The sequence below is a fragment of the Paraburkholderia flagellata genome (assembly GCF_021390645.1).
Classification (GTDB): Bacteria; Pseudomonadota; Gammaproteobacteria; order Burkholderiales; family Burkholderiaceae; genus Paraburkholderia; species Paraburkholderia flagellata.
The window spans coordinates 578,292-592,336 of the sequence record NZ_JAJEJT010000002.1 but is presented as its reverse complement, the minus strand read 5'-3'; the positions used below and the strand labels follow the sequence as shown (position 1 = coordinate 592,336).

13 protein-coding genes are annotated in these 14,045 nt (G+C 57.9%); 4 read left to right on the top strand and 9 right to left on the bottom strand.

Going from position 1 to position 14,045, the window contains the following annotated elements:
• Positions 1–11: 11 nt before the first annotated feature.
• From phoB to pstS, 6 genes are read right to left on the bottom strand one after another with little or no spacing between them, the layout of a single operon-like run.
• Positions 12–740, bottom strand: a complete 729-nt coding sequence (gene phoB / locus L0U83_RS17080; protein WP_233884901.1) for a phosphate regulon transcriptional regulator PhoB — start codon at positions 738–740, stop codon at positions 12–14.
• A complete protein-coding gene (gene phoU / locus L0U83_RS17075; RefSeq protein ID WP_233847986.1) occupies positions 741–1,463 on the bottom strand; it encodes a phosphate signaling complex protein PhoU in 723 nt (240 codons plus the stop codon).
• Between the two features lie 8 nt (positions 1,464–1,471).
• Positions 1,472–2,260 (bottom strand): phosphate ABC transporter ATP-binding protein PstB, encoded by a 789-nt coding sequence (gene pstB, locus L0U83_RS17070; RefSeq protein WP_233884900.1) that lies wholly within the window; start codon positions 2,258–2,260, stop codon positions 1,472–1,474.
• Complete coding sequence (pstA, locus tag L0U83_RS17065; RefSeq protein WP_233884898.1) at positions 2,247–3,089, bottom strand: phosphate ABC transporter permease PstA; 843 nt, start codon at positions 3,087–3,089, stop codon at positions 2,247–2,249. Before pstA ends, pstB begins: the two co-directional genes overlap by 14 nt.
• A 14-nt stretch (positions 3,090–3,103) precedes the next feature.
• The gene (gene pstC, locus L0U83_RS17060) at positions 3,104–4,132 is read right to left on the bottom strand and encodes a phosphate ABC transporter permease subunit PstC (RefSeq protein ID WP_233884897.1); all 1,029 of its coding nucleotides are present in this window, start codon (positions 4,130–4,132) and stop codon (positions 3,104–3,106) included.
• Positions 4,133–4,192: 60 nt separating this feature from the next.
• Positions 4,193–5,212, bottom strand: coding sequence for a phosphate ABC transporter substrate-binding protein PstS (pstS, locus tag L0U83_RS17055; RefSeq protein WP_267939375.1), 1,020 nt, complete (start codon positions 5,210–5,212; stop codon positions 4,193–4,195).
• A 246-nt stretch (positions 5,213–5,458) separates the two neighbouring features.
• On the opposite strand from pstS, the gene L0U83_RS17050 reads away from it, so the two are divergent.
• Positions 5,459–5,974 (top strand): arsenate reductase ArsC, encoded by a 516-nt coding sequence (locus L0U83_RS17050; protein ID WP_233847971.1) that lies wholly within the window; start codon positions 5,459–5,461, stop codon positions 5,972–5,974.
• A gap of 2 nt (positions 5,975–5,976) precedes the next feature.
• Positions 5,977–7,050, top strand: a complete 1,074-nt coding sequence (gene arsB / locus L0U83_RS17045) for an ACR3 family arsenite efflux transporter (RefSeq protein ID WP_233884891.1) — start codon at positions 5,977–5,979, stop codon at positions 7,048–7,050.
• A gap of 33 nt (positions 7,051–7,083) precedes the next feature.
• On the opposite strand, the gene L0U83_RS17040 is transcribed toward arsB, so the two are convergent.
• The 3 genes from L0U83_RS17040 to L0U83_RS17030 are packed head-to-tail and all read right to left on the bottom strand — an operon-like array spanning position 7,084 to position 10,803.
• On the bottom strand, positions 7,084–8,445 hold the full coding sequence (locus L0U83_RS17040; protein WP_233884888.1) for a sigma-54-dependent transcriptional regulator: 1,362 nt from the start codon (positions 8,443–8,445) through the stop codon (positions 7,084–7,086).
• Complete coding sequence (locus L0U83_RS17035) at positions 8,442–9,905, bottom strand: HAMP domain-containing sensor histidine kinase (protein ID WP_233884886.1); 1,464 nt, start codon at positions 9,903–9,905, stop codon at positions 8,442–8,444. The genes L0U83_RS17040 and L0U83_RS17035 overlap by 4 nt, the downstream gene beginning before the upstream one ends.
• A gap of 7 nt (positions 9,906–9,912) precedes the next feature.
• Positions 9,913–10,803, bottom strand: a complete 891-nt coding sequence (locus L0U83_RS17030; RefSeq protein ID WP_233884883.1) for a substrate-binding domain-containing protein — start codon at positions 10,801–10,803, stop codon at positions 9,913–9,915.
• A 166-nt stretch (positions 10,804–10,969) separates the two neighbouring features.
• Between L0U83_RS17030 and L0U83_RS17025 the strand changes: the two genes are divergently transcribed.
• The gene (locus L0U83_RS17025) at positions 10,970–11,494 is read left to right on the top strand and encodes an arsenate reductase (azurin) small subunit (RefSeq protein ID WP_233884879.1); all 525 of its coding nucleotides are present in this window, start codon (positions 10,970–10,972) and stop codon (positions 11,492–11,494) included.
• 11 nt (positions 11,495–11,505) lie between these two features.
• Positions 11,506–13,983 carry an arsenate reductase (azurin) large subunit gene (locus tag L0U83_RS17020; protein ID WP_233884877.1) on the top strand — a complete coding sequence of 826 codons (2,478 nt, stop codon included), beginning with the start codon at positions 11,506–11,508 and terminating at the stop codon, positions 13,981–13,983.
• Positions 13,984–14,045: the final 62 nt, after the last annotated feature.

Sequence of the window (14,045 nt, the reverse complement as noted above, 5' to 3'; positions counted from 1 at the left end):
ATTCGCCCTTGCTAGGCGGCACTCTTTAAATGCCGGGCCGTTGCTATCCTCGACAGCCGGTAGCCGCTTCCACGCACCGTTTCAATGAAGGTGTCATACCCGGCTGGCTTCAACGCGTCGCGAAGCCGCTTGACGTGCACGTCCACCGTTCTCTCCACAACGGGCACGTCAGTGCCCCACACCTGTTCAAGAACGAGACGGCGACTATGAACACGTTCCGGCCGCGTCATGAAGAAGTGGAGAAGGCGGAACTCGGTCGGTCCCAAATGGAGCCGTTGCTCGGTGCCATCTCGTGTCGTATATACGCGTCGTGTCGCGGGGTCCAGAGTCAAACCGTCGACGGTGACCGAACTGCTCTCGAGGTCAGGCGGTAGGCGTCGGAGAACGGCCTTGACGCGCGCCATCAGCTCCTTTGGCGAAAACGGCTTGGTAACGTAGTCATCGGCACCGGCCTCGAGCCCGCTAATGGAGTCGTCTTCGTCGGCGCGAGCGGTCACCATGATGACGGGCACGTCTTTTGTGCGGCTGTCGGTGCGTAACTCTCGTAGAAATGCGATTCCCGATATGCCTGGTAACATCCAGTCGAGCACAATCAGGTCCGGTAGCACTTCGCTCAGCAGTGTTCGAGCAGCAGGCACATCGGGCGCTTCCATTGGATAAAAGCCTGCATGTCGGGCATTTGCAGACAACAGCTCCAGGATGGAGGGCTCGTCTTCGACAATAAGAATGCTGGCTGGCATTTACTCTTCCTGTTCGTCAGCGCCTTCGGCTTCGCGGTAAAGCGTGTCTCTCGGCACGTGTCGCACGTCCGTACCACTCACAACGTAGATGACGAACTCCGCGATATTCTTCGCATGGTCGCCAATACGTTCGATGGCCTTCGCAATAGAGAGGCAATCAAGCCCCACCCTGACGCACCGGGGGTCTTCACCCATGTAGCCGATGAGCTTCCGCGCAAACGCCCTGAACAGTTCGTCAATGGCTTCATCGTCGCGGACAATCTGTGCGGCCGATGTCGCGTCAAGGCGGGAGAACGCATCAAGTGCCCTGCGCAGAATGCCGATTGCCAGTTCTCCGGCCACCCTGATATCGGCAACGTCGATACACCTCGTGACATCTTCGTCGACGATGCGCACTGCTCGCTTTGCAATTTTTCGGGCTTCGTCTCCAACGCGTTCGAGGTTGGTGACTGTTTTGGACGTCGCCATCAGTAGCCGGAGGTCTCCGGCTGCGGGCTGACGACGTGCGATGACGTTGCCAATCTCCTGGTCAATCTCAATCTCCATCGTGTTGACCAGATGCTCGTCCTCGATGACCTGCTCTGCTGCAGTGCTATCGAGTTCAGCAAACGCGCGCATCGCGCGCACAATCTGTTGTTCGACGAGACCACCCATCTCCATGAGCTGGTCTGAAACAGCATCCAGGTCGGCGTCGAACTGTGTGGAAAGGTGCTTTGTCGTCATGTTGACTCCTAGCCGAATCGGCCCGTGACATAGTCTTCCGTCGCCTTCTGTGAGGGCTTTGCGAAAATCCGCTCCGTTGTGCCGAATTCGACAACTCGGCCCATATGCATAAACGCGGTGTGCTCCGACAACCGGGCCGCCTGATGCATGTTGTGCGTCACGATGACCACGGTGTAGTGCTTGCGAAGCTCGATGAGCAACTCTTCAATCCTGCCAGCCGAAATCGGGTCCAAGGAAGATGTCGGCTCGTCGAGCAGGAGCACTTCCGGCCCAATCGCAAGCGCACGCGCGATGCAAAGACGTTGTTGCTGACCGCCGGAAAGTGCGAGCGCACTCTGGTCAAGCTTGTCTCTGACCTCATCCCACAGCGCCGCCTGTCGTAGAGCGAACTCCACCCGCTCATCGAGTTCGCTTCGCCTGAGCCTCTCGTGATGTGTAATCGCCAGCGCGACGTTGTCGTATACCGGCATCGAGAACGGAGTGGGTTTCTGGAACACCATGCCGACCTTGAGCCGTAGCTCGTTGAGCTTGAAGTCATCGGCAAGGATGTTCCTGCCCTCGAGTTCAACGGTGCCCGTTGCGACCTGGTCCGGATAAATGGAGTACATCCTGTTTAAGACCCGGAGCAGCGTCGACTTTCCGCATCCCGACGAGCCGATGATGGCAGTCACCTCACGGTCGGGAAAGTCCACGCTGACGTCGAACAGTGCCTGGCGACGCCCATAGTGGAAATTCAGGTCGCGCACGCTGATACGCACGTTGCTCGCCCTGGCGGATGGCATCTCAACTTGAGGCATGGGCGCGGTTGAAAACGGTACGGGAAACGATGGCCAGTGCGAGAACGAACAGCGTCAGGAGGAACGCACCGGCCCAGGCAAGTGCGTGCCATGCCTGGTAAGGGCTCATCGCGAACTGGAAGATAACGACGGGAATGCTGGCCAGAGGTCCGTTCGGAGTAGTCGACCAGTATTGGTTGTTCAGTGCCGTGAATAGAAGTGGTGCCGTCTCGCCGCTGATGCGCGCGACAGCCAGCAACGCGCCAGTGACAATGCCCGCGCTCGCAGCCCGCACGAGGATGCGTGAGCTGACTTTCCAACGTGGAAGTCCGAGGGAGAGCGCTGCTTCACGCACGCTGTCGGGAATGAGCTGGAGCATCTCGTCCGTCGTCCGGATAACCACGGGCAACATGATGATGGCCAATGCGACGGCACCTGCCCAGCCGGAAAAATGCCCAAGCTGACGGACGATGAGTTCGTAGGTGAACAGGCCGATGACAATCGAGGGCGCGCTCATCAGGATGTCCGTGACGAATCGAATGACGCTACCCAGACGTGTACTGCGCGCGTATTCAGCGAGAAAGATGCCGGCCATCAGCCCCAGTGGCACACCGATGAGCGCAGCGATGCCAATCATGAGGAAGCTTCCATACAGCGCGTTGAGGAGGCCTCCGTTCTCTCCCGCTGGTGGCGTCATTCGTGTGAACAGGCTGGGCCCCAGCGCTTCAAACCCGTTGACGACTGTCGTCCCGAGAATCCAGAACAGCCAGAAGAGGCCAAACGCGGTCGACAGAACCGAGAGCAGGAACACGATGTTGTTGGCTAGCCGTCGGCGGCGGAGCTTCGCCATGTCAAAGGTCTGCGTCACTGTGCCCCCTCAAGGCGCCTGAGGCGCAATAGCAGCAGTTTCGCGAACGCCAGCACGATGGAAGTAACCACGAACAGAACGAAACCCAATGCGATAAGCGAGGAAAGGTAGATGGGTGAGTCCGCTTCGGTGAATTCGTTGGCAAGTGTTGCCGCTATGGAATTGCTCGGGTCGAGCAACGAGACGCTGAAGTCATGTGAATTCCCAAGTACGAACGTGACCGCCATCGTTTCCCCCAGCGCGCGGCCGAGCCCGAGGAAAATCGCCCCTATGACCGCTGACCTCGTATAAGGGAGGACAACCTTTCGCATAACCTCCCAGCGAGTCGCCCCGAGCGCGAACGCCGACTCCTTCAGTATCTGCGGCGTCGCCGAGAAGACGTCCCGCGTTACAGCCGTGATAAAGGGAATAACCATGATGCCGAGAATCAGGCCTGCCGGAAGCATGCCGAGGCCAATAGGCGCACCCGAGAACAGGCGGCCAATCAGCGGAGCGTTGCCGAACGCATTGATGAGCCACGGCTCAACGTAGTCGGCGAGAACAGGCGCGAGGACGAACAAGCCCCACATGCCGTAAATAATGCTCGGGATAGCTGCGAGCAACTCCACCGCCGTGCCGACTGCGCCCTTCATCCAGCGTGGCGCGATTTCAGTGAGGAACATTGCGATGCCGAAGCTGACGGGTACCGCAATGACGAGAGCGAGGAGCGAGCTGACGAGCGTCCCGTAGATCGGAATCAGTGCGCCGAACCTGTGAGTGACAGCGTTCCAGTCCGGGCTGACCAGAAAATGCCAACCGAACGTCATGAAGGCGAGCCGGCCGCCCCACATCATTGACAATGCAGCCCCGGACAGCAGAACAAGTACAGATATCGCTGCTGCAGCGGCCGCCAACCGGAACAGGCGGTCCGCTGTCGCATCAGGTAACCAGCGCCTGCGACTTCTGAATGTCAGCTCCGTCGCAGGCAAGGAACCCTTGCGCGCGTCCGGCACATCCGTTGCCAGTTCGTCGGCAGTTGTCGGCATCGCGTCTCCTGAGCCGGCCACACAAAATCGTAGTTATGTATCGCGTCGAATTCCCGGACTTCAGAACTTGAAGTTCTTCGACCAGTAAGATTCGATTTGCTTGACCAATGCGTCGGGCAACGGCACATAGTCTAGCGACTGGGCCTGTGCCTGCCCCTTCTCCAGCGCCCACCTGAAGAAGTCCAGAGTCGCCTTCGACTGGGCCGCGTTCTTCGGCAGCTTGTACATCACGATGAATGTCGTCGCCGTGATGGGGTAGGAATCGGGGCCACTCGCGTCAGTCATGACGAGGTCGAAATCCTCAGCCTTGCTCCAGTCGGCAGTCGCAGCAGCGGCCTGGAACGATTTCGCACTGGGTTCGATGAAGTTGCCCGCCTTGTTCTGCACGGCCGCGTAGGTCAACTTGTTCTGGAGAACGTACGCGTACTCGACGTAGCCGAGAGAGTTTTTCAGGCGGCCCACATAAGCCGCAACGCCTTCATTGCCCTTGCCTCCTACACCCACTGGCCAGGAGACGGAAGTGCCTTCACCGACTTTGTCTTTCCACTCGGGGCTAACTTTCGAGAGATAGTTCACCCAGTTGAAGGTAGTACCCGACCCATCTGAACGATGGACCACGGTGATGTTGGCGTCAGGTAGCTTCAGGTCCGGGTTGATTTTTACAACTGCCGGGTCGTTCCACTTCGTAATTTTCCCGAGATAGATGTCGGCGAGCAGGGGGCCAGTGAAGCGCAGTTTTCCTGGCGCGACGCCATCGATATTCACAACGGGAACGACGCCGCCAATGACTGACGGGAATTGGCCCATGTACCTGTTCTTGAGCTCGGCGACGGACAGCGGCATGTCGGTCGCGCCGAAGTCCACAGTGGCGGCCTTGATTTGGGCGATGCCACCGCCAGAGCCAATAGATTGATAGTTGACCTTGTTGCCGGATGCCTGGTTGTAGTCCGAAGACCACTTGGACAGAACGGGGTACACGAATGTTGAGCCCGCTCCGGTGATTTCGGTGGCGTGGGCGACAACAACGGAACCTCCGATGGCCAACGCAACCGCCAAACGTCGCACGAATAGTCTGTTCATCACGGTCATCCTCGATAGCGCAAACGTTATTTCGATAACTCTAGATACGTTACGACTGTCGGGAGAGTAAGTATAGTTCGTGACAAACAGGTGACAAGGCGTTCATTGTGAATTTTCTGTGACGCTGGCCAACGGCCCGCGCAATGGGCGCATCATTCCGGTCCTGAACTTGTGACGCTACGACATTTCGATTATATTGGAGATGTCGATTTAAAAATGGCCACGCCCATAGAACGGAGAATTTTCGTGACCGAACATCGCAAGTACAACGTCCTTTTCCTGTGCACGCATAACTCGGCGCGCTCGATTCTCGCTGAGGGCGCGCTCAACGCGCTTGCCGGCGACCGATTCGTCGCCTATAGCGCTGGCAGCCACCCAGGCTCGGCTCCCAACCCGTACGCAATCGAGCTGCTGCGTTCCCAGCACGTCGCGACCGAGGGTCTGCGCAGCAAGAGCTGGGACGAGTTTGCGCAGGACGGTGCACCGCATATCGACTTCATCTTCACGGTTTGCGACGATGCCGCCGGGGAGGTTTGCCCGATTTGGCCAGGTCATCCGGCAAAGGCTCACTGGGGCGTACCCGACCCTTCGAGGGTAGAAGGTAGTGACGAAGAGAAGCGCCACGCTTTTCTGGAGGCATACATCCAGTTGCGCAAGCGCATCGAACTCTTCGTCAATCTGCCATTCGAAAAGCTCGACCGCATTGCTGTTCAGCAGGAGATGCAAAGTATCGGCACAGAGCTGCGCGAGAAGGGAGAGTAACGATGTCGGATAGCCAAACCGTCGGAAAGCCAGCTGAACGCCAGGCGGGCAGAATCGGTTTCTTCGAACGATACCTGTCGGTCTGGGTCGCGCTCTGCATTGTCGCGGGTATTGTCCTTGGCAAGCTGCTGCCCGGTACCGTTCATTCGGTGTCTGGACTCGAATTCGCCCACGTCAACATCCCGGTCGGCGTCCTTATCTGGGTCATGATTATCCCGATGCTGTTGCGCATCGACTTTGCCTCGCTGGGCAAGGTGCGTAACCAGCTGAAAGGTATTGGAGTCACGCTGGTCATCAACTGGGCGGTAAAGCCCTTCACGATGGCCTTCCTCGCATGGCTGTTCATACGCCATGCCTTCGCCGCCATGCTCCCGGCTGACCAGCTGGACAGCTACGTCGCGGGCTTGATTCTGCTCGCAGCGGCACCGTGTACGGCGATGGTGTTCGTGTGGAGCCAGCTCACGAAAGGTGACCCGTACTTCACGCTTTCGCAGGTAGCGCTGAACGACCTGATTATGGTCTTTGCATTCGCGCCTATCGTTGGCCTGTTGCTTGGCATCTCGAACATTACAGTGCCCTGGGATACGCTGCTCACCTCTGTGGTGCTCTACATCGTCATCCCGGTCATCATCGCGCAGCTCCTGCGCAAGATGCTGCTCGCAAAGGGAGAACTGAACTTCCAGCGCGCACTGGCAAAGATTGGCCCGTTCTCGATAACCGCGCTGCTTTTGACGCTGGTGCTCCTGTTCGCGTTCCAGGGCGAGCAAATCATCGCGCAGCCCCTCGTCATCGTGCTGCTTGCAGTGCCTATCCTGATTCAGGTCATCATCAATTCTTCGCTTGCTTATCTTGCCAACCGGAAGCTCGGCGTCTCTCATGACGTCGCTGCACCGTCCTGCCTGATTGGTGCTTCGAACTTCTTTGAGCTGGCAGTTGCAACGGCGATTAGCCTGTTCGGACTCAAGTCCGGCGCGGCTCTCGCGACGGTCGTTGGCGTTCTCATTGAAGTACCGGTGATGCTCGCGGTGGTCAAGGTCGTCAACGGGTCTCGACGGTGGTATCAACGCGCGTCGTGATCGCGTTCAACAGGTCGCTCCGGCGGCCTGTTTTCATTTCGATGCAAGTTCGGGTGACTCGTCGCCTGCAATCTGGTACCGACGCATCCGCTCCCACAAGCTCTTCCTCGAGATACCCAACGCCGAAGCGGTTTCGCTAATCCGTCCGCCATGCGCGAGAAGTGCACCACGAATGTAGAGGGTCTCGCAGCGTTGAAGATAGAGCGAAAGCGGCGGCCCCTCCTGGACTTCATCAGCTTCATCTTCCGACAGCGCAGCTTCGGGGAACACGTCGGATGGAATAAGCACGCGCGCACTGGCCAGCAGGCAAGCCCTCTCCAGCCGGTTGCGCAACTCCCTGACGTTGCCTGGCCAACGAAACGCAATCAAGGCGGCCTCCGTTGCAGGATGAAGCTCCTTGACTGGTTCGCCGTTGGTCGAGGCATACGACGCGAGGAACTTGCGAGCAATCCAGAGAATGTCATCGGGTCGTTCGCGCAACGGCGGTACGCGCAGCGTGACCACATTGAGGCGATAGAAAAGGTCCTCGCGAAAGCGCTTCTGTTCGACAAGACTATGGATGTCGACATGGGTCGCGCACACGAGACGAAAATTGCATACAACGACGTGCTCGCCCCCCACTCTCCGAACATGCTTTTCCTGCAGTACGCGAAGCAGTTTGACCTGCATGCTTAAAGGCAAGTCCCCGATTTCATCGAGGAACAATGTCCCTCCGTGTGCCTGTTCGAAGAGTCCTCTCTTTTGCCTGTCAGCGCCGGTGAACGCGCCCTTTTCATAGCCGAAGAACTCCGATTCCATCAGGGTCTCGGGGATTGCTCCGCAGTTGACGGCGACGAACGGCTCAACGTGCCCATCGCTTGCGATGTCGTGAACATACCTGGCGAGCACCTCCTTGCCAGCACCGGACTCACCGTTAATCAGGATGGACGATGCACGACTGGCAACGCGCGGCACGACGTCAGCGAGCTTGCGCATCGTTGCCGAAACGCCGAGCGGCCCGTGTGCGGGCATCGCCTCATCAGGGATGGAGTTCGCCGCAAGCGTCTGTATCTTCTGAATCAGGCTGCTGATATCGAAGGGCTTGGTAATGTAGTCGGAGACTCCTGCCTTGAGCATTTCAACGGCGCGGTCGACCGACGCATACGCGGTCACCAGTACAAACGGTGGGACGTTGGACATCGTCGTCACCAAGCGGGAATACAAATCGTCTCCGGCCAGGTCAGGAAGTCGGACATCGCTTACGACGACGGCGTAGTGGTTTCTCGGTATCGCTTCCAGCGCAGTCGTACCTGCGGTATGCCAATCGACGCTGAACCCCTCAAGCTGGAATCGTTCCACCATGGATTCGCCCATGATTGGGTCATCTTCTACGAGGCAGATTCTCGGTTCGCTCATGGCTGCTCTCCGCCGGGCAACGGCAAGGCAACCTCGAAGGTTGTCTCCGCTGCCTCGCTTGATACGCTTATCGTTCCGCCAAGCTGTGTGACTATCTGATAGCTCACCCACAATCCAATTCCATATGAGCGCACGCCACGCGGATTCTGGTTTGGCCAGTATGGTTCGAAGAGATGGGCAATCATCTCTTCGGGTATCTGCTCTCCCGTATTCAACACCCGGATGCGAAGTGTCGGAGAATTCATGACAGCGTGACACGCGACGTGGCCATCCTGCGCGACTGCCTTCAATGCGTTGAGAAGCAGATTGAGGACGAGTTGGCGGACCAGATGCGATGGAAGATTGATACGCTCGGTGGGGACGTCCCACTCGAAGGTGACCCGTTTCGCGATGACTTGCGGTTGTACGAGAAGTCTCAGGTCGTCCCAGTCGGAAGGCGCTGTTTGCGGCGAGTCAAGTCGAGCTTCAAACAGCAGCGCCCCAACAGTTGCACGAATCTGGGCGAGGCCCCGTTCCAGCAATGCGAGCGTACGTTGCGTGAGTCCGTCAGGTTGACCGTGCGTGACCAGAGTGTCGACCGCATTTATCAGTCCGCCGAGCGGGTTGTTGATTTCGTGAGCGATGCCGGCGGCGACGCGCCCCACTGCTGCAAGGCGCTCCGATACAACCATTTCGCGCTCAAGTTCACGCTTCTCAGCAAGCTCGTCCAGCATGTCCCTGAAGCTTGATGACAGGCGGCCGATTTCGTCCTTCCCGCGAGCGTGAACCTCGCTCTTGAGAATCTCAGGCTCGGTCGTATGAACACGTCCAAGTGCTATCGCAAGCCGGTGTAGTGGCCGAGCTATCCGTGCTCCCCAGAGCCAGCTCAGCGGAAGTATCAGGAGGAAGCCAACCACGTTGAGCGCGACCATGCGGACGAACAAAGTGGCGAGGCCGCTACGCAGCGTGCCCGTGTCGTAGGTCACGACAACAAAGCCAAGTGGACTGTCGTCCTCTGCCAGAACAGCCTGCGCCCCCACGATATCCTCGCTACTGAAGACGCCGGGGTACCGAAAGTAAAAATCTAGCGGCTTCGCCTTCGTCGAAGCGACCGCCATGGCGATTGGGTGAGTCATGGTTGCGGCATGGGTCAACGTCGCGTAGCGATGGGGGTTACTTGCCGCGTAAACCTGTCCATTGGCGTCGAATACGATAACGGCCTTGAGCGGGTCATCAGGCTGCTTGGTTGCGACCGGCGTGCGGATAAATTCAAAGACTCGAAAGAGGTCGTCTTGAACAATGGATTCGCGAACAGCAATCGCCGTAGCGTTTGCGAGACTCCTCGCTCCGTCTACAACGTTTCGCCTCGCGTCAGCAAGCGCGAGACCAAGAAGCACGGCAGTTACCACACACTCGGTCAGAAGGATTGACAGCGTGAGCGCGAGGGGAATCTTGTAGCGGTAGCTGACGTTTTCCAGCATCTTCGTCTCACGTCGGCATCGTGTCAGAGATTCTGACGAGGCCCCGAATACCATCGAACAGGTGGTCATCGCCAATGACGAACCGGTCGAGATTTAAATAGTGAAGCAACTCCCTTCCGTCTTTATCCTCAGTCATGGATAGCAGGCAAAGCTGAGCGCGAGCAAATGTCTCGATTGAGATACTCTTGCGCGCCACGAGCGGCGGAAACCCGTACTGTGGTGACTTCCAGGCTACCTTCACGTTCGACACTGAATCCGGTAGCTGCTTCACCATCGTGTCGTAAACGTAGCCATCGATTTCGCCTGCAGATGCGAGCCCGGAGGAAACGGCTTCTACTACCTTCCTGTGTGCAAATGTGAAGAAAGCCTTGCTGAAGAATCGCCTGGGGTCGATGCCATTTCGTATGAGTTCCGTGCGGGGCACAAGATAGCCTGAGTTGGATTGCGGGTCGCTGTATGCGAACACCTGCCCCCTCAACTCAGTGATAGTCGTGACCGCTTCGTCAGATTTCGGAACGATGAGATACGACTGATAAAGCGGCTTGCCCAGGTACTGCGGCACGGCAAGCAGTTTCATCCGGTCAGCGTGAGTGACGTAGGGATAGCCGCAAACCCAGGCGATATCTATCTGGTCCGCGAGCAGTAACTCCGTGATTTCGCCGTAGCTTCCTCGTTGAACGAAGTGAACCTCCTGTTCAAGGCGTGATTCGAGATACGCACGCCACTTCGACAGAAGCCGCACTTGATTGTCGAGAAAGACGGCTGTGGTTCCGAACAGCAACTTCTGCTGCGGTACAGCAAGCGCATGGCGCGCCGAAGCGCACGCGGCAAGCGCCAATCCAGCGCCGACCGCGTGAACAAGTGTTCGTCGCGTGTTACTAAACGGTAACCCCGACATTGTCTGGTCCCCTCAGTCCGTTACCAACCCGGAACTTATAACTACATCTCCAGTGTAGTCGAATCATTCTGTGCCGCGCCACGCGGGGTTATACCCCCTGTGGCATGGAGGTTGCGTTTGCTGCTCCGATAGAACCAACCGCCCAAACAGGCTTAAAGGAGCTGGCATGTCCAACAACACCATATCCCGCCGCACGTTCCTCAAGCTAAGCGGAGGAAGCGTAGCGGCAACGGCTGCCGCGATTTCTCATCCGGTATCTGCCGCGCCAACCGCAACACCAGACACGAGTCACACGGTTTTGCCTTATCCGCGAAAAGCTGTCGCCGTAGTCGGACAGCTCACACAAGGCGCGCCACTGCAATTCAGCTATCCCGACGCTGCTTCGCCGTGTGTGGCGGTCAAGCTCGGGAACGCAGCCCCGGGAGGCGTTGGACCGAACCGCGACATCGTCGCCTTCAGCATGATGTGCACGCACATGGGATGTCCCGTCGCGTTTGACGCTGGTACGAACATATTCAAGTGCGGGTGCCACTACAGCATGTTCGACGCTGAAAAGGGTGGGCAGATGATTGCCGGCCAGGCGACCGAAAACCTGCCCCGCATTCTGCTTTCCTATGACGAAAAGAGCGGACGTATCACCGCGACCGGCATTGAAGGCATGTTGTACGGCCGTCAGGCAAACGTGCTGTAACGGAGGAGACCATGGACAACAAGGGCGACCGTATCACGCTGCCACCCGTTGGCGCGCAACGCACAAACATGACCTGCCACTTCTGCATCGTTGGATGCGGATACCACGTGTTCAAATGGCCGGAAGGAACCGAGGGTGGGCGTGCACCCAATGAGAATGCGCTGGGGCTCGACTACCGCAAACAGCTCCCGCCACTTGCGGTGACGCTGACGCCCGCAATGACAAACGTGGTGACTGACGCGGATGGCACGCGCCACAACATCATGATTGTTCCGGACAAGCAGTGTGTCGTGAATAGCGGGCTCAGTTCGACGCGTGGCGGGAAGATGGCCACGTACATGTACAACGCGAACGGCGTGACACACGAACGGCTACTCAATCCTCGCCTGTATGTGGGTGACCAGTGGGTCGATACTGACTGGGACCGCGCGATGAAGATTTACGCGGGGCTACTCAAGCGGACGCTCGACAAGGACGGTCCAAACGGCATCGTGTTTTCCGCGTTCGACCACGGTGGTGCCGGCGGCGGATTCGAAAACACCTGGGCGACGGGCAAGCTCATGTTCACGGCGCTCCAGACGCCGATGGTGCGCATCCACAATCGGCCTGCTTATAACTCCGAGTGCCACGCCACGCGCGAGATGGGCATCGGCGAATTGAACAATTCGTACGAAGACGCGGAGCTTGCTGACGTCATCATGGCGATTGGCAACAATGCGTATGAGACGCAGACGAACTACTTCCTGAATCACTGGGTCCCCAACCTCCAGGGAGCGACCAGCAACAAGAAGAAGCAGCACTTCCCCGGAGAAGCCACGCCCGTCACGAGAATCATTTTCGTCGACCCGCGCCGGACACCGACTATCGCAGTTGCCGAGCAGGTCGCGAGTGCTGGCAACGTTCTCCATCTTGATATCCAGCCGGGCACCGATGTCGCGCTCTTCGATGGTCTTTTCACATACGTCGTTTCGCAAGGCTGGATTGACCGCGACTTCATCAGCCAGCACACGAATGGCTTCGACGACGCGGTGAAAACGAATCACATGACGCTCGAGGAGACGAGCAAGGTGACCGGAGTCCCCGTCGAGAAGCTGCGCACCGCAGCGGAATGGGCTTACAAACCCAAGGCGTCCGGGCAGTCACCCCGAACCATGCACGCCTACGAGAAAGGCATCATCTGGGGCAACGACAATTACCTGATTCAGTCCGCGCTCGTAGACCTTGTACTCGCGACGCACAACGTTGGGCGTCGCGGAACTGGCGTGGTTCGCATGGGCGGCCACCAGGAAGGTTACACAAGACCACCCTATCCGGGCAACACGAAGATTTACATCGACCAGGAACTCATTCATGGCAAGGGTCGTGTCATGACCTGGTGGGCCTGCAACAACTTCCAGACGAGCAACAATGCGGAAGCGTTGCGTGAGGCGGTGCTAAAGCGCTCCCAAATCGTGAAGGAAGCGATGCAGAAAGCGAGGGGCGCGAACGACGAACAATTGGTCGATGCCATCTTCGACGCGACGAGCAATGGTGGTCTGTTTGTCGCCTCGGTCAACCTGTATCCAACAAAATTGGCTGAAGCTGCGCACCTCATGCTGCCCGGTGCGCACCCCGGTGAAACCAATCTGACCTCGATGAATGGTGAGCGTCGGATGCGTCTGTCGCAGAAGTTCATGGACCCACCGGGTAGTGCGATGCCGGACGCGCTGATTGCAGCGCGCATGGCCAACGCGTTGAAGGCCATGTATCAAAAAGAAGGCAATTCGAAGATGGCAGCGCGCTTCGACGGCTTCGACTGGAAAACGGAAGAAGACGCCTTTAACGACGGGTTCAGGCAGGTGGGTCAGCCGGGCGTCCCCAAGATAGACAGTCAGGGCGGTCCGACAGGTAACCTCGCTACGTACGAGCGTCTGCGCGTGGCGGGCAACAACGGCGTCCAGCTTCCGGTGCAGTCATATACGGATGGCAAGCTCGTAGGCACGGAAATGCTTTACACCGACTCGAAGTTTGATACACCCGACGGGAAGGCGCAGTTCAAGCCTGCGCCCTGGAATGGTCTTCCGAAGACCGTTGCGCAGCAGAAGGACAAGTACCGCTTCTGGATAAACAATGGCCGGAACAATGAAATCTGGCAAACGGCCTACCACGACCAATACAACGATTTCGTTCGCTCGCGTTATCCGATGGCGTATCTCGAGATAAACCCCGACGATGCGAAGGAGCTTGGGATAACACCCGGAGACATCGTTGAGGTCTACAACGATTTCGGGTCCACGTACGCGATGGCCTATCCGGCGAAGGAAATCAAGCAGAACCAGACGTTCATGAATTTCGGATACTTCAACGGTATCCAGGGGGACGTCACAACTGACTGGACCGACCGCAACATCATCCCTTACTACAAGGGGACCTGGGCCAATGTGCGTAGGGTCGGCAGCATGGAAGACTACACGCGGACCGTAAGCTTCAAGAGCCGCCGATTCGTTTAACTCCTCCTTGAGCCGCCCGTTGTTGACGGGCGGTTTTTTTATCCGCCCACCCAAGGGAAAAT